Annotated in this window: 18 protein-coding genes; 11 read left to right on the top strand and 7 right to left on the bottom strand. The window is 74.3% G+C overall.

Features of this window, described 5'->3' with window-relative positions; all coding sequences use genetic code 11:
- Positions 1–3: 3 nt before the first annotated feature.
- Positions 4–540 carry a hypothetical protein gene (locus ACIBQ6_RS02790; protein WP_397209857.1) on the bottom strand — a complete coding sequence of 179 codons (537 nt, stop codon included), beginning with the start codon at positions 538–540 and terminating at the stop codon, positions 4–6.
- Between the two features lie 317 nt (positions 541–857).
- Between ACIBQ6_RS02790 and ACIBQ6_RS02785 the strand changes: the two genes are divergently transcribed.
- From ACIBQ6_RS02785 to ACIBQ6_RS02740, 10 genes are all read left to right on the top strand, one after another.
- Complete coding sequence (locus ACIBQ6_RS02785; RefSeq protein ID WP_397209856.1) at positions 858–1,451, top strand: hypothetical protein; 594 nt, start codon at positions 858–860, stop codon at positions 1,449–1,451.
- Positions 1,452–1,461: 10 nt separating this feature from the next.
- Entirely contained in the window at positions 1,462–1,767 is a 306-nt protein-coding gene (locus ACIBQ6_RS02780; protein WP_397209855.1) for a hypothetical protein, read from the top strand.
- Positions 1,713–2,207 carry a hypothetical protein gene (locus ACIBQ6_RS02775; RefSeq protein ID WP_397209854.1) on the top strand — a complete coding sequence of 165 codons (495 nt, stop codon included), beginning with the start codon at positions 1,713–1,715 and terminating at the stop codon, positions 2,205–2,207. Before ACIBQ6_RS02780 ends, ACIBQ6_RS02775 begins: the two co-directional genes overlap by 55 nt.
- A 197-nt stretch (positions 2,208–2,404) precedes the next feature.
- Complete coding sequence (locus ACIBQ6_RS02770) at positions 2,405–3,841, top strand: MFS transporter (protein ID WP_358293592.1); 1,437 nt, start codon at positions 2,405–2,407, stop codon at positions 3,839–3,841.
- A complete protein-coding gene (locus ACIBQ6_RS02765) occupies positions 3,838–5,364 on the top strand; it encodes an FGGY family carbohydrate kinase (RefSeq protein ID WP_397209853.1) in 1,527 nt (508 codons plus the stop codon). The genes ACIBQ6_RS02770 and ACIBQ6_RS02765 overlap by 4 nt, the downstream gene beginning before the upstream one ends.
- Positions 5,361–7,034: a glycerol-3-phosphate dehydrogenase/oxidase gene (locus ACIBQ6_RS02760; RefSeq protein WP_397209852.1), complete on the top strand. Its 1,674-nt coding sequence runs from the start codon at positions 5,361–5,363 to the stop codon at positions 7,032–7,034. Before ACIBQ6_RS02765 ends, ACIBQ6_RS02760 begins: the two co-directional genes overlap by 4 nt.
- Positions 7,031–8,584, top strand: a complete 1,554-nt coding sequence (locus ACIBQ6_RS02755) for an FAD-binding oxidoreductase (protein WP_397209851.1) — start codon at positions 7,031–7,033, stop codon at positions 8,582–8,584. Before ACIBQ6_RS02760 ends, ACIBQ6_RS02755 begins: the two co-directional genes overlap by 4 nt.
- A gap of 10 nt (positions 8,585–8,594) precedes the next feature.
- On the top strand, positions 8,595–9,206 hold the full coding sequence (locus tag ACIBQ6_RS02750) for a glycerol-3-phosphate responsive antiterminator (RefSeq protein ID WP_358293597.1): 612 nt from the start codon (positions 8,595–8,597) through the stop codon (positions 9,204–9,206).
- A gap of 27 nt (positions 9,207–9,233) precedes the next feature.
- Entirely contained in the window at positions 9,234–10,151 is a 918-nt protein-coding gene (locus ACIBQ6_RS02745; RefSeq protein WP_358293598.1) for a DMT family transporter, read from the top strand.
- The gene (locus ACIBQ6_RS02740) at positions 10,151–11,251 is read left to right on the top strand and encodes an alcohol dehydrogenase catalytic domain-containing protein (protein WP_397209850.1); all 1,101 of its coding nucleotides are present in this window, start codon (positions 10,151–10,153) and stop codon (positions 11,249–11,251) included. Before ACIBQ6_RS02745 ends, ACIBQ6_RS02740 begins: the two co-directional genes overlap by 1 nt.
- 62 nt (positions 11,252–11,313) lie before the next feature.
- On the opposite strand, the gene ACIBQ6_RS02735 is transcribed toward ACIBQ6_RS02740, so the two are convergent.
- Positions 11,314–11,781 carry a hypothetical protein gene (locus tag ACIBQ6_RS02735; RefSeq protein WP_397209849.1) on the bottom strand — a complete coding sequence of 156 codons (468 nt, stop codon included), beginning with the start codon at positions 11,779–11,781 and terminating at the stop codon, positions 11,314–11,316.
- On the bottom strand, positions 11,778–12,146 hold the full coding sequence (locus ACIBQ6_RS02730; protein WP_397209848.1) for a molybdopterin dinucleotide binding domain-containing protein: 369 nt from the start codon (positions 12,144–12,146) through the stop codon (positions 11,778–11,780). Before ACIBQ6_RS02730 ends, ACIBQ6_RS02735 begins: the two co-directional genes overlap by 4 nt.
- Positions 12,147–12,728: 582 nt before the next feature.
- Between ACIBQ6_RS02730 and ACIBQ6_RS02725 the strand changes: the two genes are divergently transcribed.
- Positions 12,729–14,225 (top strand): carboxylesterase/lipase family protein, encoded by a 1,497-nt coding sequence (locus tag ACIBQ6_RS02725; RefSeq protein ID WP_397209847.1) that lies wholly within the window; start codon positions 12,729–12,731, stop codon positions 14,223–14,225.
- A gap of 27 nt (positions 14,226–14,252) precedes the next feature.
- On the opposite strand, the gene ACIBQ6_RS02720 is transcribed toward ACIBQ6_RS02725, so the two are convergent.
- The 4 genes from ACIBQ6_RS02720 to ACIBQ6_RS02705 form a co-directional block, all read right to left on the bottom strand.
- On the bottom strand, positions 14,253–15,443 hold the full coding sequence (locus ACIBQ6_RS02720) for a MarP family serine protease (RefSeq protein ID WP_397209846.1): 1,191 nt from the start codon (positions 15,441–15,443) through the stop codon (positions 14,253–14,255).
- A gap of 77 nt (positions 15,444–15,520) precedes the next feature.
- On the bottom strand, positions 15,521–16,192 hold the full coding sequence (locus ACIBQ6_RS02715; RefSeq protein WP_397209844.1) for an NAD(P)-dependent oxidoreductase: 672 nt from the start codon (positions 16,190–16,192) through the stop codon (positions 15,521–15,523).
- A 135-nt stretch (positions 16,193–16,327) separates the two neighbouring features.
- Positions 16,328–17,122, bottom strand: a complete 795-nt coding sequence (gene ppk2 / locus ACIBQ6_RS02710) for a polyphosphate kinase 2 (protein ID WP_358293609.1) — start codon at positions 17,120–17,122, stop codon at positions 16,328–16,330.
- A gap of 29 nt (positions 17,123–17,151) precedes the next feature.
- Positions 17,152–18,126, bottom strand: coding sequence for an Acg family FMN-binding oxidoreductase (locus ACIBQ6_RS02705; protein WP_358293611.1), 975 nt, complete (start codon positions 18,124–18,126; stop codon positions 17,152–17,154).
- Positions 18,127–18,132 lie beyond the last annotated feature (6 nt).

Genomic DNA, 18,132 nt, shown 5'->3' with positions numbered 1-18,132 from the left:
CGTCTACCGGTGAGCCGCCTCCTCCGGCCGGGGGGCGACCGGCTGCCTGAGCAGCGTCTTCGGGTCGGGGTCGGTGAACTCGGTCAGGTAGATCTCGTGGTGCAGCCCGTTCGGCACCAGCCCGTGCTCGGCCATGAACGCCTCCATCACCTCCAGCGACCTCTTCTCCTCGCTGTAGGGCCCCTCGTGCAGCAGTTCCACGCACTCGCCCTCGGTGAAGGTGACGACCTGGACCCGGTCCACGGCGGCCCCCGACGGGCGGGCCCGCTCACGCGCCGCCTCGGCCGCCCCCGGCTCGGGCATCCCCGGCAACGGCAGCAGCAGGTGCCACCGCCACTGGTCGCGCGGGGTCTCCAGCGGCGGCAGCGACGTGTCCTCCACCCACCACCGGCCCTCCAGCGGCCCGGCGGCGCCGCCCATGGCGGAGGCCACGGCGTACAGGGCGCCGATGGCCGACAGGTGCTCGGCGCCGCCGGGCTCTCCCATGCCCGTGACGTTGAGACAGGTGACGGGATGGCAATGGACCAGTCGCGGGGTCATGGATCCTCCGAGTAGATCTGGGTGGAATCCCCCATAGCGTGGGGTCTCCCCGTGGGGGAGAGTCCAATCAGCGTCGGCCTGCACACGGCCGAGATCCTGGTCGCCGCGGCCTCACCCGCGCCTACGTCACCGCCTTCTTCGACCGGCACCTGCGCGGTCAGCCCCGGCCCCTGCTGGACGAGCCGTCGGCCGACGTCCCCGAGGTCAGGTTCTGCAGCCCGGAGGACCAGACCTGCGAGTGAGCCGGGGCCGTCTGTACGCGGGGCCGTTCCGGCGGGCATGATGAACAACCATCGGTCCGTCTCCTTGGAGCGTCCATGGATCGTCTGTTCGTGCGGCTGGCCCTCTACGTGGTCAGGTTCGCCGGAGCCGTCGCGGGGGTGTGGGGGGTCGCCTACGCCGTCAACGGCGCCACGCAGGCCGACGGGGAGATCGTCGTTCGCGTCGTCCCCCGCCTGGAGGCCGCCGACCGGCTCGGGCTGAGCGGGGTCAAGCTGCCCCGCGGCCTCTCCCTGGGAGGCGGGGAGCTGTCACTGCGGGTCTGGGACTCGACGGCGGCCGAGCAGGTGCTCTTCCGGGCGGACGTGCTGGTGGGCGGCCTGTGCGCGCTCGTCGCCGCCCTCCTGGTCGGAGGGCTGCTGACGTCGGTGTTCGAGGGCGAGCCGTACCGCCGCGGCAACGCGGCGCGGGTCGCCTGGCTCGCCGTCCTCGCGCTCGTCTCGGGAGCGGCCCAGGCGCTGCCCGCGCTCGCGGTGGCCGCCGTGCTCGACCGCGCGGGGGTGGGCGGGACGTTCGGGCCGCCGTCCGGGCTATCGTGGCTGCCGTTCACGGGCGCGGCGCTGCTGGCGGCGCTGGCCCTGGCGCTGCGGGCCGGACGCCGGGCCCGCGCCGACGTCACGTCCGTCACATAGTGTCGCGATCATGACGATCGAACTGCGCGCCGTCCGCGAGGACGATCTGGCGTTCCTGACCCGGCTGATCGGCGACCCGGACAGCAGGCGTGACGGCGTGATGTACGGCATCGTCCGCGCCGACCTGGACCGGCCCCGGCGCCTCCGGGCGGCTGACCAGCGGCGGCGCGGCCCCCGGCGGAGATCAACACGGGCTCAACGGATCCTCAACACCGGCGCCCCTACGTTGCGATCACACGATTCCGCACCAAGGGGGAGCATATGCGCAACCTTCCAGCTCTGGCGCTCGCCGCGGTGGTGGCCGGCGGCCTGCTGACCGTCGCCTCGCCCGCCGGCGCCTCCGTCCAGGACGCCCGGCAGGCGTCGCGGACGCAGGCCGCCGGGCCGATCAACTACTCGTGCGGCGCGCGGCTGCGGGTGAGCCGGGACGTGCCCAAGCCCTGGCACCGCATGGCGAAGGCGAAGGGCCGCCGCGGCATGGTCTACCTGTACGAGGCCGACGGCGTCTACCGCGGCCGGAACGTTTGGTGGGCGTGGGGCACCAGCCTGCGCTCCGGCGACCGCATCTCCATCGACTGGACCGACGACGGGGGCCGCACCTACCACGCCTGCCACGCGGTCGTCCGGGGCGGCGGACGCCGCAGCGTCACGTCGTACGCGGTGGACGCCCCGAACGGCCGCAAGTTCCGCGCCTGCGTGAAGGCCGCGGGCAAGTGGTCGTGCACCCGCGGCTGGTGGGAGATCAGGTATTCCTGACCGGCCGGTCCGCCGGGCAGGGCGTGCGAGCTGCGGCGATACGACCGCGACCGCTTGACATACCGGACAACCGGCACATAGTGTCCCGTCAATCGGCAGGCACAGACGAAGAGATCCCTGTCAGTGGTCTTCGTCTGTGCCTTTGTCGTATCCAGACCGCTGGCAAGGGATCACACCCCCCTGAAAGGCGGCTGGGCATGAGCGACGCCCCCGTGCAGAACACCTCGGTCACGCGGATCCGCAACGCCGGAGACGCGGCCGACGTCATCAACACCCTGACGAGGCTGGCCGGCCGGGCCAACTGGATCTGGTTCCTCGCCCTGGCGGGCCTGTTCCTGGACGCCTACTCCAACGCGGCCCTGGGCGCCGGCCTGTCCCCCATGGTCAAGCAGCTCGGCCTGTCGCCGGGCCAGGTGGGCGTGCTCACCGCCATGGCGCCGGCCATCGCCATCATCTCCAACCCGTTCGGCGGCTGGCTGGCCGCCCGGATCGGCCGGGTCAAGCCGCTGCTGCTGACCAAGGTGGTGTTCGCGCTCGGCGCGCTGCTGACCGCGGCCGGCTCCGACTTCCAGACCGTCTTCGCCGGCCGCGGCCTGGTCGGCATCGCGTACGGCATCGACTTCGCGGTGGCCATGGCGCTGCTGGCCGAGTACACGCCGTCCGCGCTCAAGGGCAGGCTCAACTTCTGGCAAGGCGTCTGGTACACCGCCACCACCACGAACCTGCTGCTCACGCTGGTGTTCTACCGTTTCGACGTGGGCGCGGACATCTGGCGCTGGTCGGTGGGCTCCTCGGCCGTCTTCGCCGTCGTGCTGCTGGTCCTGCAACTCGCCTTCCTGGTGGAGAGCCCGACGTGGCTGGCCGCCAAGGGCCGGCTGCGCGACTCCGCCGCGGCCCTGCGCCGCATGTACGGCTTCGCCGTCCAGGAGGACGCCGGGCGGGACGGCGTCGCGGCCGAGCAGGGACGGCAGGTGGGGTTCGGGGACGCGGGCGTGCTGTTCCGCAGGCCATACCTGCCGCGCACGGTGTTGTCCACGGTCATCTCGCTCACCCAGGCCATGCAGTACTTCGCGGTCGGCTGGTACCTGCCGGTGATCAGCCTGGAGCTGTTCGGCAAGGAGTTCGAGAAGGCCACGATCGGGTCGATGGCGTTCAACGCGGTCGGCATCGTCGGCGGCTGCCTGGCGGCCTACACGGGCCGCCGCCTCGGCCTGCGGGTCAGCTCGATGGCCGGGTACGCGGTGGTGTTCGTGGCGCTGCTGGTGATGGGCGCGACGTTCAAGGAGCTGCCGGTCGCGCTGGCCGCGCTGCTGCCCGTGCTGTTCATCTTCTTCCACTCCGCCGGGCCCGGCCCGAACGGCAAGTCGATCGCCGCGCTGTCCTACCGCAGCGACATCCGCACCCTGGGCACCGGCGTGACCGGCATGCTCGGCAGCCTCGGCTCGGTCGCCGGCCTGTACCTGTTCCCGCAGTTGCAGGCGGGCATCGGGGTCGGCGCCAGCCTCATGGTGCTGTCGGTGGTGCCGCTGGTGGGCCTGGTCACCTGCCTGCTGATCAAGTGGGACCCCACCCGCGTGGCGGTCAACCTGGAGGAGGAGGAGATCGCGCTGCGGAAGAGGGACGAGCGCCGATGACCGGCCCTACCCGGCGGGGGATCCTCAGCGTCGACGAGGGCACCACGGGCACGCGCGCCGCGGTCGTCCTGGACGACGGCTCGGCGGCCCCGCCCGCCTACCGGCCCATCTCGGTCCACTCCCCCGACCATCTGCGGGTCGAGCAGGACGCCATGGAGATCTGGGCGAAGACCGCCGAGGTCTGCGCGCAGGCCCTGGAGTGGGCGCGGGCGCACGACGTCGAGGTCACCGGCGTGTCGATCGCCACCCAGCGCGCCACCGTGCTGCTGTGGGACACCGTCACCGGCGAGCCGCTCACCCCCGCCGTGGTCTGGCAGGACCGCCGCTACGCCGCCCGGCTGCGGGAATGGGAGCCCGGCTGGGACGCCCGCCTGGTCGAGCACACCGGCCGGCCGGTCGGCTCGCGCGCGCCGCTGCTGTGGGCCGCCGACGTGCTGCGCGACGACCCGGCCGCGCGCCGGGCGCACGAGGCGGGACGGGTGGCCTTCGGTTCGGTCGACACCTGGCTGGTGTGGCGGCTGACCGGCGGCGCGCGGCACGTCATGTCCGCCACCAACGCGGTCGCCGCCGGCGCCTACGACCTGCGCACCGGCGACTGGTACGAGCCGTGGCGGGACTTCCTCGGCTGCCCCCGCGACGTGCTGCCGCAGATCCTGGACGAGGACGGCGACTACGGCCACACCGACCCGTCCGTGCTCGGCGTGCGGCTGCCGGTGTTGTCGGTGATGGGCGACCAGCACGCCGCGATGATCGCGCTCGGCGCGCACCGGCCGGGCCAGGCGATGTGCGTGCACGGCACGGGAACGTTCCTGGACGCCGTGGCCGGCGACCGGCCGCCCGCGCATCGCCGGGCGGTGCCGGGGGTGCTGACGCTGGTCGGCTGGCGTTCGCGCGGCGCGGCGGTGTTCAGCCTGGAGGGCTACGCCGCCACGACCGGCTCGGCGGTGCGCTGGTTGTGCGAGGAGATCGGGCTGTTCGACTCCCCCGCCCAGCTGACCGCGCTGGCCCGCGAGCATCCCGGGCCGAGCCGGGTGCGGTTCCTGCCCGCGCTGGCCGGGATGCGCACCCCGGTCTGGTCGCCCGAGGCCACCGGCGTCCTGACCGGGCTCAGCCTGTCCACCACCCGGGCCGAGCTGGCCCGGGGCGTCCTTGAGGGCATCGCGCACTCGGTGTGCGACCTGCTGGACGGGGTGGAGCAGGCGCTCGGCGCGCCGGTCACCGATCTGTTCTGCGGCGGCGGCCTGGCCAGCAGCGACGTGCTGATGGCGAGCCAGGCCGACCTCGTCGGGCGGCCGGTCCGCCGCGCCCGCGCCAACGAGACGGCCAGCCTGCGCGGCGCCGCCTACCTCGGGGGCGTGCGCGCGGGGCTCTGGCCCGACCTGCCCGCCGCCCTCGCCGGGCTCGGCGACGTCCCCGTCTTCGAGCCCACGTTGCCCGACGCCGCCCGCGAGGAGGCCCGCGCCGCCTGGCGTGACCTGCTCTCCCGGCACATCTCGTACCAACAGGAGGAATCCCCCTCGTGATCCGGCTTCCAGAACGCAAGCCCAGATCGGAGACCAGGAGCGCCATCCGGCGCACCCCGCTGCGGCTGGACCGTCAGGCGCAGATCGAGCGGCTGGCCGGAAGGCCGGTGGACGTGCTCGTCGTCGGCGGCGGCGTGACCGGCTGCTACGCCGCGCTGGACGCCGCCACCCGCGGCCTCAGCGTGGCGCTGGTGGAACGCGACGACTTCGCCTCGGGCACCTCCTCCAAGTCCTCCAAGATGGTCCACGGCGGCCTGCGCTACATCGAGCAGGGCAACCTGCCGCTGGTGCGCCGCTCGCTGCTGGAGCGCCAGCGCTTCCGCCGCAACGCGCCCCACCTGGTGCGGCGGCTGCCGTTCGTGCTGCCGATCCTCTCCGAGGACGGCGTCTTCGACGCCCGCATCGCCAAGGCCTTCGAGGGCCTGCTGTGGACCTACGACCTGGCGGGCGGCTGGCGCATCGGCCGGCTGCACCAGCGGCTCAGCGTGGCCGAGGTGCTGGCCAGGGCGCCGCGGCTGCGCGCCGACCGGCTCAAGGGCGGCCTGCTCTACTACGACAGCCGCACCGACGACGCCCGCCTGACCCTGACCATCGCCAGGACCGCCGCCCACTTCGGCGCCACCGTGCTGAACGGCGCCACCTGCCGCGAGCTGGTCAAGGAGGGCGGCCGGGTGCGCGGCGCCCGCGTCGAGGTGGACGGCCGCACGGTCGAGGTGCGCGCCGGGGTCGTCGTCAACGCCACCGGCGTGTGGACCGACACCCTGGACGCGCTGTCCGACCCGGGACACCGGCCGCGGGTGCGTCCGGCCAAGGGCGTGCACATCGTGGTGCCGTGGACGCGGCTGCCGGTGGACGGCACGGTCACCGTCCCGGTGCCCGGCCGGGCCCGCCGCGCCACCTGCACCCGCTGGGGCGACGTGGTCGTGGTCGGCACCACCGACACCGACTACGACGGCTCGCCCGACGAGGTGCTGTGCACCCGCGAGGAGATGCAGTACCTGCTCGACGGCGCCAACACCGCCTTCGACGCCGACCTCACCCCGGACGACGTGATCGGCTCGATCGCCGGGCTGCGCCCGCTGGTCGGCGAGAAGGAGGGCGCCACGCTCGACATGAGCCGCGACCACCGGATCATCACCGACGGCTTCGGCCTGGTCACGGTCACCGGCGGCAAGCTGACCACCAGCAGGCACATGGGCGAGCTGGCCGTGGACGAGGCGCTGAAGGTGCTCGGCCGCAAGGCCCGCTGCCGCACCGCGCGGCTGCCGCTGCTCGGCGGCGCGGGCTACGACGCCGAGGCGACCACCGCGACCGGCGGGCTCGGCGCCCACCTGGGCGAGCGGTACGGCACCGAGGCCCGGTTCGTCGCCGACCTGATCACCGAGGACCCGTCGCTGGCCGGGCCGGTCGTGGAGGGCAGCGAGTACCTGCGGGCCGAGGTGGTCTACGCGGCCCGCTGCGAGCTGGCCAGGAACGTGGACGACGTGTTGTCGCGGCGCACCCGGATGCGGGTCTTCGCCCGCGACCTGTCGGTCGAGGCGGCTCCCGAGGTGGGCCGGCTGCTCCAGCGCGAGCTCGGCCTCTCCGACGACGAGGTGGCCCGGCAGGTCGAGGACTACGTACGCGGCGTGGACCGCGAGAAGAGCGTTCTGATGGAGGGACTTTCATGATCAGCAGGCAGACCGTCACCCACCCGTTCAACCGCGGCGACTACGTCGTGGGCGCGCCCACGCCGCCGCGCTGGGCCGCCGACTGCCCGCCGGGGAAGGGCCCGGCCAGCCTGCAGGGCCAGGTCGTGCCGGTCCCCGAGAGCGTGGTGGCGGAGCTGCGCGCGCTCGGCGCCGCCGTGCACACCGACCGGGACGAGGTGGTCCTGCGCACCCGCGACTGGTGGGCGGGCACCTCCATCGGCGAGACCGACGGCCGTCCGGCCACGCCGGAGGCGGTCGTCGTCGAGGTGGACGACGAGCAGCAGGTGGCCGCCGTGGTGCGGATCTGCCACGAGCACCGCATCCCGCTGACCGTCTCGGCCGGGCGCAGCAACGTGCTGGGCGCCGCGCTGCCCGTGCACGGCGGCGTCGTGCTGGACGTGTGCCGGCTCAACCGCATCCTGTCCTTCGACGCCGAATCCATGATCGTCGAGGTGCAGGCCGGCATGTTCGGCGACCTGTTCGAGAAGGAGCTGCAGGAGACGCACGGCGCCACCACCGGCCACTGGCCGTCGGCGTTCGCCATCTCCACCGTCGGCGGCTGGGCCGCCTGCCGCGGCGCGGGCCAGCTCTCCACCCGCTACGGCAAGATCGAGGACATGGTGGTCGGGCTGGACGTGGTGCTGCCCGACGGCACCACCGCCAGCTACGGCACCTACCCGCGCGCCGCGGTGGGCCCCGACCTGCGGCAGCTGTTCATCGGCTCGGAGGGCACGCTCGGCGTCATCACCCGGCTGCGGCTGCGTACGCACCGGCTGCCCGACTACGCGGTGGGCATCGCCTACGGCTTCGACACCTTCGCCGCCGGGCTCGACGCGTGCCGGGAGATCCTGCAGCGCGGCGCCACCCCGGCCGCGCTGCGCCTGTACGACGCGCACGAGAGCGGCACCCACTTCGGCGAGCCCGGCACCAACCTGCTGCTCGTCGCCGACGAGGGCGACCCGGTGCTGGTGGACGCCGTCATGAAGATCGCCGAGGAGGTCTGCGCCGAACGCGCGTCGGTGAAACTGGACGGCGCGGCGGTCTTCGCCCGCTGGCTGGACGAGCGCATGATCGTCGGCAAGGCCGCCGACGGCTTCGTCCGGGGGCCGGGGTTCGTCTCCGACACCTGCGAGATCGCCGGGCCGTGGGCCTCGCTGCCCGCCCTGTACGACGAGGTCGTGGCCGCCATCGAGGCCGTCCCCGGCACGCTGCGCGCCTCGGCCCACCAGTCGCACGCCTACACCGACGGCGCCTGCCTGTACTTCTCGCTGCGCGGCGACGTCGAGCGCGACCAGCGGCGCGCCTGGTACCGGGCCGCCTGGGACGCCGCCGCCGAGGTGCTCGTCAGGCACGGCGCGGCGATCAGCCACCACCACGGCGTCGGCCTGCTGCGCTCGCCGTACATGCGGGACGCGCTGGGCAGCGGCTATCCCACGCTGGTGGCGGTCAAGCAGGCGCTGGACCCGCGGGGCATCATGAACCCCGGCAAGCTGGGGCTGCCCGCGTCCTTCGAAAACACGGCGCACTAAGGTGGATGCGGTGAACGCTCGACACAAGGCCCCGCTGGATCAGCGCCTGCTCGCCGCCCTGGCCGAGCATCCCGTCGCCGCGTCGCTGGTGGGGGTGGAGATGGTCGAGCGGTTCACCTCCTCCGCCACGCCGATCGGCATCCTGGCCTCGATCCCGCTCGGCGACCTGGCGGCCACGGTCCAGCGCACGGTGGCCGCCCGGAAGATCGGGTTCGTCAACATCGACTCGACCCCCGGCCTGGGGCACGATCCCGGGGCGCTGGCGTACCTGCAGGGCATCGGCGCGGTCGGGGTCGTCTCCACGCGGCAGGCGATGATCGAGCGGGCCACCGGGCTCGGGCTGCTGACCATGCAGAAGGTGTTCGTCACCGACCGGTCGAACCTGCGGCGCAGCCTGCAGTCCATCACCCGGTCGCGGCCCGACCTGGTGCAGCTCATGCCGGCCATGGTGCTGCGGCACGTCGAGCGGCAGGTGCGGGCGGTGGGCGTGCCGTGCCTGGCCGCGGGGTTCGTGCAGAGCGCGGACGACGTGGTGGAGGCGCTGCGGCACGGGGCCGTCGGCGTGTGCACCTCCGACGAGGAGCTGTGGGGGCTGCGCCGCTCGGCCCTGCGCGCCTCCTGATCCGTCTTCATCCGGAAGGACCTTGCGATGACGCCTGCCCGCGTGCGGGAGACCGCCGCCGCCACGGCGCCCGTCCGGCGCGCCGGGAGGCGGTGGCCGGTGGCGCCCGGGGTGTTCGTCGTCCTGTGGAGCAGCGCGTTCATCGCGGGCATCCCGGGGGTCAGGGCGGCGCCGCCGCTGTTGCTGATGTTCGGCAGGTTCGCCGTCGCCGGAGTGTTGCTGGGGGCGTACGCGCTGGTCAGGCGGGTGCCGTGGCCCCGGGGTCGGGACCTGGCGCACGTGGCCGTGGCCGGGCTGCTGATCCAGGCCGTGCAGTTCGGCGCCTTCTACAGCGCGCTCGGCGCGGGCCTGCCGGCCGCGGTCGTGTCCCTGGTGCAGGGGCTGAACCCGGTGGTCATCCTGCTGGTCGGACGGGTGCTGGGCGAGCGGGTCGGCGCCGGGCAGTGGGCCGGGTTCGCGCTCGGCCTGGCCGGGGTGGTCCTGGCGGTGGCCGACCGGATCAGCCTGTCCGCGTCCGGGGTGGCGCTGTGCCTGCTGGGGCTGGCCGGGCTCAGCGCGGGCACCCTCTACCAGCAGCGGTACGCCCCCCGCATGGACGCGCTGAGCGGCACCGCGGTGCAGCTGCTGGTCAGCGCCCCCGCCGCCGGGCTGGCCTGCCTGGCGCTCGGCCCGGTCCGGGTGTCGGACTGGACGGCGTTCGGGCTGTCGGTCGGCTGGATGGCGCTGGTCAACTCCATCGCGGCGTTCATCCTGCTCAACCGGATGTTGCTGCGCTCCCCGGCCAGCCGGGTGAGCACGGTGTTCTTCCTGACCCCGGCCGTGACCGCCGTGCTGGCCTGGTCGCTGGCCGGGCAGCCGCTGCCCCCGCTCGCCGTGGCCGGGCTCGTCCTGGGCGGCTGCGGGGTGCTGCTGGCCAACCTCTCGACACGAAGAAGGGCGAACTGATGCGCATTCGCGGCGCGGTCCTGGAGGAGATCGGCCGGTCCCGGCCCTACGCGCAGTCGCGGCCCCTGACGGTCTGCGACCTCGAACTCGATCCGCCGGGGCCGGGCGAGCTGCTGGTGCGGGTGGAGGTGGCCGGCGTGTGCCACTCCGACCTGTCGGTGGTGGACGGCAACCGGGTGCGTCCCACGCCCATGCTGCTCGGCCACGAGGCGGCGGGCGTGGTGGAGCGGACCGGCCCCGGCGTGGACGACCTCGCCCCCGGGCGGCGCGTGGTGATGACCTTCCTGCCCAGGTGCGGCGGCTGCGCCGGCTGCGCCACCGAGGGTGTGACGCCCTGCCTGCCGGGCAGCGCCGCCAACAACGACGGCACCCTGCTGAGCGGCGCGGTCCGCCAGCACAGGGACGGCGTCGCGGTGCTGCACCACCTCGGGGTGTCGGCGTTCGCCACGCACGTGGTGGTCGACCGGCGCTCGGTCGTCCCGGTCGATCCCGACGTGCCGGCCGAGGTCGCCGCCCTGCTCGGCTGCGCCGTGCTGACCGGCGGCGGCGCCGTGCTCAACGCCGGCCGGCCGCGCCCCGGGCAGACGGTCACGGTCGTCGGGCTGGGCGGCGTGGGCATGGCGGCGCTGCTCACCGCGCTGGCCCTCGACGACGTCCGGGTGATCGGCGTGGACGCCAACCCGGCCAAGCTCGCCACCGCCCGCGAGCTGGGCGCGCACGAGGTGTACGGCCCGGACGAGCTGCCCGGCGAGGCGGACGTCGTGGTCGAGGCGGCGGGCAGCGCGCGGGCGTTCGAGACCGCGGTGACCGTGACGGCCCCCGGCGGCCGCACCGTCAGCGTGGGCCTGCCCGCGCCCGGCGCCCGCGCCTCGATCTCGCCACTCGCGCTGGTGGCCGGCGGGCGCAGCGTCATCGGCAGCTACCTGGGCTCGGCACTGCCGGCCCGCGACATCCCGGTGTTCGCCCGGATGTGGCGCGAGGGCCGGCTGCCGGTGGAGCGGCTGGTCTCGGCCCGGATCGGCCTGACGGCCGTCAACGAGGCGATGGACCAGCTCGCCGACGGCGCCGCCCTGCGCCAGCTGATCGTCTTCGACGGCTGACCACCGGGGCCGGGGCCGGCTGATCGCCTTCGACGGCTGACCGCCGAGGCCGGGGGCTGGGGCTACCCCGACGCGACGACCAGCGTCTGCGGGGCCGCCTGCTTCATCCGGCCGCGGGCCCAGGTCATCTGGGTGGCGGTCTCGTCCTCGCAGTCGCGGACCGCCGCCAGCAGCGGCTCGTCGCGGGCGCCCTGCGCGGCCTGGCCGATCAGCGTCCAGCAGACGTCGCACTCGGCGGCCATGAGGTAGAGGTCGTGCAGGTCGCGCAGCAGGCCGAGGCCGCCGCCGCGAGAGCCGGAGAACAGCGTCGAGTGCAGCCGCTCCGGCTCGTCGGGGGCGTCCTCGGAGTAGCGTTCCACGAACGGCCGCAGCCGCCGTACGTGCTCGTCGCACTGCTCGGCGAGCCGCCGGCAGATGTGCACCACGTCCGGCTCGTCGCCGTGGGCCGCGGCGACCTCGCGGTAGGCCGACGCCAGCTCCTCCTCCGATCGGTGCAGCAGCCCCAGGTAGTGCGCCAGCAGCACGGTCATCCTCCCGCTCTGGTCACCCGGACCGCGGTGACCTTGTAGATCGGTTGCTTGGAGACGGGGTCCCAGGTCGTGTTCGTGACCTCGTTGGCCGCCCGGGGCGCCGCTCCCGGCTCCAGGTCCCAGTAGCCGTAGTGGAAGGGCACGAACACCACGCCCCGCCGGATGCCGGTGATCCGGGCCGGGGCCTCCAGCCGGCCGCGCGGTGACTCCACCCGCACCAGGTCTCCCTCGCCGATGCCCAGCCCGGCGGCGTCGGCCGCGTTGAGCTCCACCCACGGCTCGGGGGCGGCGGCGTCGAGCCGCGGGACGCGGCCGGTCTTGGTCCGGGTGTGGAACTGGTGCACGGTGCGGCCGGTGGCCCCCATCCGCCGGGGCCCCGCAGCAGCTCCTTCGACCGGGCCACGATCCGGCCCATCGCCGTCTCCCAGTCGCTCTCCACCAGCGTGCCGCCCTCGCGGACGAGCGGGCGCAGCAGCCGGTCGGGGCTGTTGTTGGCCTGCCAGCCGTACAGGTCCTTGGGGTCGAGCCGGCCGTGGTTGACCCGGTCCACGGCACGGCCGCGCACGCCGACGATACGTCCGTCCTTGACCGCGATGTCCATCGCGTCGCCGTTGGAGTGCAGGACGGACGCCGACTGGGCCCACGACTCGACGTCCTGCTCGGTCAGCCCCTCCGCCAGGCAGGCGTCCACCCGGACCGGCCAGTCCTCGGCGCTGCCGTCCTCGCGCGGCCCGTACGGCGTGCGCGAACCCCACGGGTCGGCGATGCGGTCAGACATTCCGGCGGCTCCTTCCGGGGTGGGAGATCCGGACCGCATACCCTCACCTGGCCGCCCCATGCCATCGCCGTGGCCCGGCCGTCGGAAAACGGGATGCGGCCGGCCCGCGTCCGGGGTGAGGATGGCCGCGCACAGCCGTCGGAGCCGTCCCCCGGACGAGGAGCGTGCCATGAGCGCCGCCGGAACCGCTCACCCGCAGGTCACCGTGCGCACGGGCCGGCTGCGCGGCCGGATCGAGGGCGGCGTGGCCGTCTTCCGCGGCGTGCCGTACGCGCGCCCGCCGGTGGGCGGCCTGCGGCTGGCCGCCCCGGCGCCGCCCGAGGCGTGGGACGGCGTGCGCGAGGCCGCCGCGTTCGGCCCGCCGCCGCCGCAGTCCAGGCTGCTGGGCGCCACCGGCGACGCCGGCACCGACGGGAACTGGCTGACCGCCAACGTGTGGACCCCCGACCTGGGCGCGACCCGGCTGCCGGTGATGGTGTGGATCCACGGCGGCGGCTACATGTACGGCTGGTCCGGCGACCCGCTCTTCGACGGCGGCGTGCTCGCCCGGGACGGCGTCGTCGTGGTCACCGTCAACTACCGGGTCTCCGCCGAGGGCTTCGGGCACTTCCGCGGCGCGCCCGCCAACCGCGGCCTGCTGGACCAGGTGGCCGCCCTGCACTGGGTGCGCGAGAACGCCGCGGCCTTCGGCGGCGACCCCGACCGGGTCACCGTCTTCGGCGAGTCCGCCGGAGCCGGGAGCATCGCGGCGCTGATGACGATGCCCGGCGCGGCCGGCCTGTTCCACCGGGCGATCGCGCAGAGCGTGCCGGGCCTGTTCTTCACCCCCGAGCTGGCCGCCGATCTCGCCGCCGCGGTGGCCGCCGAGCTGGGAGCGGCCCCGCACGCGGACGAGCTGGCGCGCCTGCCGCCGGAACGGCTGATCGAGGCCGGCGACGCGGTGGCGGCCGGCATGGGCGGCAGTCCGCGCTGGGGCCTGGCCGCGCACGTCCGCACGCCGTTCGCGCCGGTCGTGGACGGCGAGGTGCTGCCCGCGACGCCCTGGCGGTCGCCGGCAGGCGGGGTGGACCTGCTCGTGGGGCACAACCGCGACGAGTACCGGCTGTTCATGGCGCTCGGCGGCGAGCTCGGCCAGGTCACCGCCGAGCAGGCGGCCGCCGCGCTGCGGGCGCTGGCCCCCGACCCGGCGGCCTACCGGGCCGCCCACCCGGAGGCCGGCGACGAGCGGCTGTACGAGCTGGTCCACTCCGACTGGCTGTTCCGGATGCCGTCCGTACGGCTGGCCGAGGCCCACGGCGGGCGCGGCCGGGCCCACCTGTACGAGCTGACCTGGCCCGCCCCCGGCATGGGCGGGATGCTCGGCGCGTGCCACGGGCTGGGCCTGCCGCTGACGTTCGGCAACCTGACCGCGGGCGCGGCCGGGCTGCTGCTCGGCCAGGAGCCGCCGCCGGAGGCCGCCGAGCTGTCGGCCCGGGTGCGGGCGGCGTGGACCACCTTCGCCGCGACCGGAGACCCGGGCTGGCCGGCGTACGAGCCGCGCGAGCGGCTGACCTGGATCATCGACACCGAGCCGGGCACGGCGGCGTACCCGGAGGAGGCGTCGCGCCGGTTGTGGGCCGGGCACGCCTTCGACCCGCTCCCGCTGGCGGCGTCCGGGCCGGCGTGAGCACCGGTCACCGCGGGCCGGCCGGGGTCAGTCGCAGGACTGGGTGCTGACGGGGTTCGTGGCCGTGGCGGCCTGGCGGGCGTCGGGCGCGACCTCGCCGGCGGTCAGCGCGTAGCCGGTCTCCACCTGGCCGGCGACGGCGGCGAAGATCACGCCCAGCACGCGGCCGTCCACGGCGAGCAGCGGGCCGCCGGAGTTGCCCTGCTGGATCTTGCCCCGGACCAGGTAGACGTCCCTGGTCACCTGCGAGGCGTGGTAGATGTCGGGGCTGCCGGCCCGCTGCCGCGCGGCGACGCGGGCGGGCTCCGGCGTGAAGCCGCCGCCGTTCGGGTAGCCGGCGACCAGCGCGTCCTGGCCCTCCCTGGCCCGGGTGTCGAAGGAGAGCGGGGGCAGCCCGAGGCCGGGGACGTACAGGACCGCGACGTCCCGCCGGGGGTTGTACCAGACGACCTGCGCCGGGTGCGGCCGCTGCTGGTGGTCGACCACCTGCAGGTCCGTGTCCACCCCGGCCACGACGTGCGCGTTGGTCATGATGTGGTCGGGCGCGTACGTGAAGCCGGTGCCGGTGATGCGCTTGCCGCAGGAGGAGGCGGTCCCCTGGACCTGCAGGATGCCCGTCCTGGCCTGCCGCAGCGCCGGGCTGCGCAGCACGGCCACGTCCGGCGGCGGCACCCGGACGGGGCTCATCCCGGCGATGGTGTCGAGCACCGGCGGGAAGTCGGACCGGTCGATGAACCGCTTGAAGGGCCGCTGCCAGTTCCGCGCCGCCTCGGGCGCCGCCGCGTCGAGCGTGGACAGCAGCGCCGAGCCGCGGATCTGCTCCACCACCGGCGTCCACGGGCTGGACACCAGCAGGCTGCCCACGAGCCAGGCGACCAGCAGCACGAACGTGGCGTTGACCAGCCCGCCGCCCAGGGAGTCCAGGATCCGGGCCGGTTCGCCGCGCAGGTACGTGCGTAACCGCACCCCCAGCGTGGACGCGGCGAACTGGCCGGCCAGCGCGATCAGGAACACGATGACGACCGCGAAAGCCGTCTGCGCGATGTCGCCGGTCACGAGCGCGTTCGTCACGGCGGGGGCGACGGCGATGCCCAGCACGCATCCGGCGACGAACCCGATCGAGCTCGTCACCCCGACGACGAACCCCTGCCGGAACCCCGCCACGCCGAACCCGACCACCAGAACGACCAGGACGACGTCGAGCAGATCACCGGACACAAGCAAAGACAATCATCTTTTCCCCTACAAGGGAGGATCAAGTCCGGTACGCCGGATTTCCTTGATCGGCGAGACTGTCAGTCGGCCATGCCGATGACCTGCCGGACCGTCTCCGGACGGTCGAGCGCGGCGAGCATGGCGTGGGCGACGTCGGCGCGGGAGACGTACCGGCCGCCGGGCACGTTCTGGCCCACCGCCGTCCGGTAGGCGCCGGTCAGGGGCTTGTCGGTGAGCTGCACCGGCCGGACCACCGTCCAGTCCAGGCCGCTGTCGCGCACGGCGTCCTCCATGACGGCCAGGTCCAGGTACTGCGGGCGCAGCGCGGCCTTGACCAGCGGATACACCACGTATCGCAGGAACGGCCCGTCGCCGGGGTCGTGCCGGGGCGGGTTGGGGCGGCCCGGCGAGGGGGTGGTGCCCACCGGGGCGGCGCTCACCACGACCAGCCGGCGGGCTCCGGCGGCCTCCATGGCCGCGAGGATGGCCTTGGTGCCCCGGGACGCCACCCCGGCCGCGGCGTTGTTCGGCGGGCCGAGCGCCGACAGGACGGCATCGGCGCCCTCGACGGCGGGCCGCAGGTCGCCCGCCTCGGCCGTGGTCAGGTCGGCGACGGGCACGACCCGGACCGGCAGCCCGTCCAGCCTGGCCGGGTCGCGCACGACCGCCGTGACGTCGTGCCCCTGGGCCAGTGACTGGACGAGCAGTTGCCGGCCGACGCCGCCGCCGGCGCCGAAGACGGTGAGTTTCACGAATCACTCCGAGGGTTCTGAAGGGGTCCGGCGCGAACAGTCACCCGTAAGACGGAGCCGGCCCGGCAAAGGTGACATCCCTGCAGAGCCCCGGCCCCGGACGCGACATGCCCACCGGCTTCCGGCCGGGCCCGCTCAGAGGTCGGCCGTGACGTCGGGGACGTACCCCCCGGGGCGGCGCGGGGGGCGCCGGTAGCCGGTGGCGGGCGGTCGCGGCGGGATCTCCAGCGGCGCCCGCTCGACCCGCCGGTAGGGGATCGTGGACAGCAGGTGCGCGATCATGTTGATCCTGGCCCGCCGCTTGTCCTCGCTCTCCACCTCGTACCAGGGCGCCTCGGGGATGTCGGTGTGCACCAGCATCTCGTCCTTGGCCCGGGAGTACTCCTCCCACCTCGTGATCGACTCCAGGTCCATCGCCGACAACTTCCACCGGCGCATCGGGTCCGCCAGCCGGTCGCGGAAGCGCCGCTCCTGCTCGGCGTCGCTCACCGAGAACCAGTACTTGCGCAGCAGGATCCCGTCCTCGACCAGCAGCCTCTCGAAGATCGGACATTGGTGCAGGAAGCGCGTGTACTCCTCCTGCGTGCAGAACCCCATCACCCGCTCGACCCCGGCCCGGTTGTACCAGCTCCGGTCGAACAGCACGATCTCCCCCGCGGCCGGCAGGTGCTCGACGTACCGCTGGAAGTACCACTGCGACCGCTGCCGGTCGGTCGGGACGGGCAGCGCGGCGATCCTGGCCACCCGCGGGTTCAGGTACTCGGTGACCCGCTTGATCGTGCTGCCCTTGCCCGCGGCGTCGCGCCCCTCGAAGATCACCACGACGCGCCGCCCCTCGGCCCGCACCCACTCCTGCAACTCCACCAGCTCTTCCTGGAGGCGGAGGAGTTCCTTCTCGTACGGCTTGCGGCGCAGCCTGTCAGTCCCCATGCCTGCGGATTCTAGAAGGGGCTCCGCGCTCACCCCAGGACGTCGGAGAGCGGACGCCGGGGCGTGCCCTTCTCCTCGAAGGTGACCCCCAGCCGCATGATCATCTGCGGGTGCTCCCCCGAGAACAGCTCCAGCCGCAGGAACTCCCGCAACAGCTCCAGCTCCAGGGCCTGCGTGTGGAAGGCGGCGCTGACCCCGTGCGCCGACGCCTGCAGCAGCACCCGCTGCAGCGCCTGGCCGGTGGCCAGCCAGTCCCGCCGGTCGTCCGCCCGCGTGGTCAGCACGGCGACCACCCCGACCGCCGTCTCGTCCTGGCCGCCCGGCGCGCCCCAGCCCTGCCGCCACGCGTAGTGACGCTGGGGGAAGACCGCCTCCGTCGGCGCGCCCTCGCGCGGGTAGCTCCCGGCCGGCACACCGTCGGCCCGCGTGCTGCCCGGCGGCCTGGCCCACCGCACGACCTCCAGGCCGAACCGCTGATCCTGCTCCTGCACGCCCTGCGCCGCCCGGGTCAGCGCGGCCAGCACCTCCACCGCCTCCGCCGACCGGACGGGCGTCAACCTGACCCCCTCGCCCATCGCCGCCCTCACCAGCGACTCCACGAACGCGTCAGGGACCGGGACGTCGGCGAAACCCGCCCGATGCGTGTGACGCCGCTCGATCTCGCCCGCGAGCACCCGCGTCACCTCGTCCGGCTCGCTCTCCCGGCCCGGCCGGACCGTCGCCAGCAACCCGGGCCGATCGGGATCCGGCAGGACCCGGACGACCGGCTCGAACCCCGCGCACCGCATCGCGACGCCCATCGTGAACAGCGCCGCGCCACAACTGATCACCAGCTCCCGCCCGGTCACGTCACCGGCCTTGAGCTGCCTGCCGGTGTCGGCCTTCAACCCGATCTCCACGTCGGAGACCGAGAAGGTCCACGGCTGGGTGTTGTGCACGGAAGGGGCCCATCGAGCGGCCTCGACCGCCGCGTCCATGGCCTGTCTCGGCGAGCACGTGCTCATGGTCCA

The organism is Nonomuraea sp. NPDC049655, assembly GCF_044465465.1.
Classification (GTDB): domain Bacteria; phylum Actinomycetota; class Actinomycetes; order Streptosporangiales; family Streptosporangiaceae; genus Nonomuraea.
The sequence above is the reverse complement of the archived record's forward strand: the minus strand, read 5'-3'. Positions and strand labels throughout refer to the sequence as shown.

What these genes read in the sequence shown, in the direction of transcription:
- ACIBQ6_RS02790 (WP_397209857.1), bottom strand. Translation starts at nt 540, where the DNA reads ATGACCCCGCGACTGGTCCATTGCCATCCCGTCACCTGTCTCAACGTC.
- ACIBQ6_RS02785 (WP_397209856.1), top strand. Translation starts at nt 858, where the DNA reads ATGGATCGTCTGTTCGTGCGGCTGGCCCTCTACGTGGTCAGGTTCGCC.
- ACIBQ6_RS02780 (WP_397209855.1), top strand. Translation starts at nt 1,462, where the DNA reads ATGACGATCGAACTGCGCGCCGTCCGCGAGGACGATCTGGCGTTCCTG.
- ACIBQ6_RS02775 (WP_397209854.1), top strand. Translation starts at nt 1,713, where the DNA reads ATGCGCAACCTTCCAGCTCTGGCGCTCGCCGCGGTGGTGGCCGGCGGC.
- ACIBQ6_RS02770 (WP_358293592.1), top strand. Translation starts at nt 2,405, where the DNA reads ATGAGCGACGCCCCCGTGCAGAACACCTCGGTCACGCGGATCCGCAAC.
- ACIBQ6_RS02765 (WP_397209853.1), top strand. Translation starts at nt 3,838, where the DNA reads ATGACCGGCCCTACCCGGCGGGGGATCCTCAGCGTCGACGAGGGCACC.
- ACIBQ6_RS02755 (WP_397209851.1), top strand. Translation starts at nt 7,031, where the DNA reads ATGATCAGCAGGCAGACCGTCACCCACCCGTTCAACCGCGGCGACTAC.
- ACIBQ6_RS02745 (WP_358293598.1), top strand. Translation starts at nt 9,234, where the DNA reads ATGACGCCTGCCCGCGTGCGGGAGACCGCCGCCGCCACGGCGCCCGTC.
- ACIBQ6_RS02740 (WP_397209850.1), top strand. Translation starts at nt 10,151, where the DNA reads ATGCGCATTCGCGGCGCGGTCCTGGAGGAGATCGGCCGGTCCCGGCCC.
- ACIBQ6_RS02735 (WP_397209849.1), bottom strand. Translation starts at nt 11,781, where the DNA reads ATGACCGTGCTGCTGGCGCACTACCTGGGGCTGCTGCACCGATCGGAG.
- ACIBQ6_RS02730 (WP_397209848.1), bottom strand. Translation starts at nt 12,146, where the DNA reads ATGGGGGCCACCGGCCGCACCGTGCACCAGTTCCACACCCGGACCAAG.
- ACIBQ6_RS02725 (WP_397209847.1), top strand. Translation starts at nt 12,729, where the DNA reads ATGAGCGCCGCCGGAACCGCTCACCCGCAGGTCACCGTGCGCACGGGC.
- ppk2 (WP_358293609.1), bottom strand. Translation starts at nt 17,122, where the DNA reads ATGGGGACTGACAGGCTGCGCCGCAAGCCGTACGAGAAGGAACTCCTC.
- ACIBQ6_RS02705 (WP_358293611.1), bottom strand. Translation starts at nt 18,126, where the DNA reads ATGAGCACGTGCTCGCCGAGACAGGCCATGGACGCGGCGGTCGAGGCC.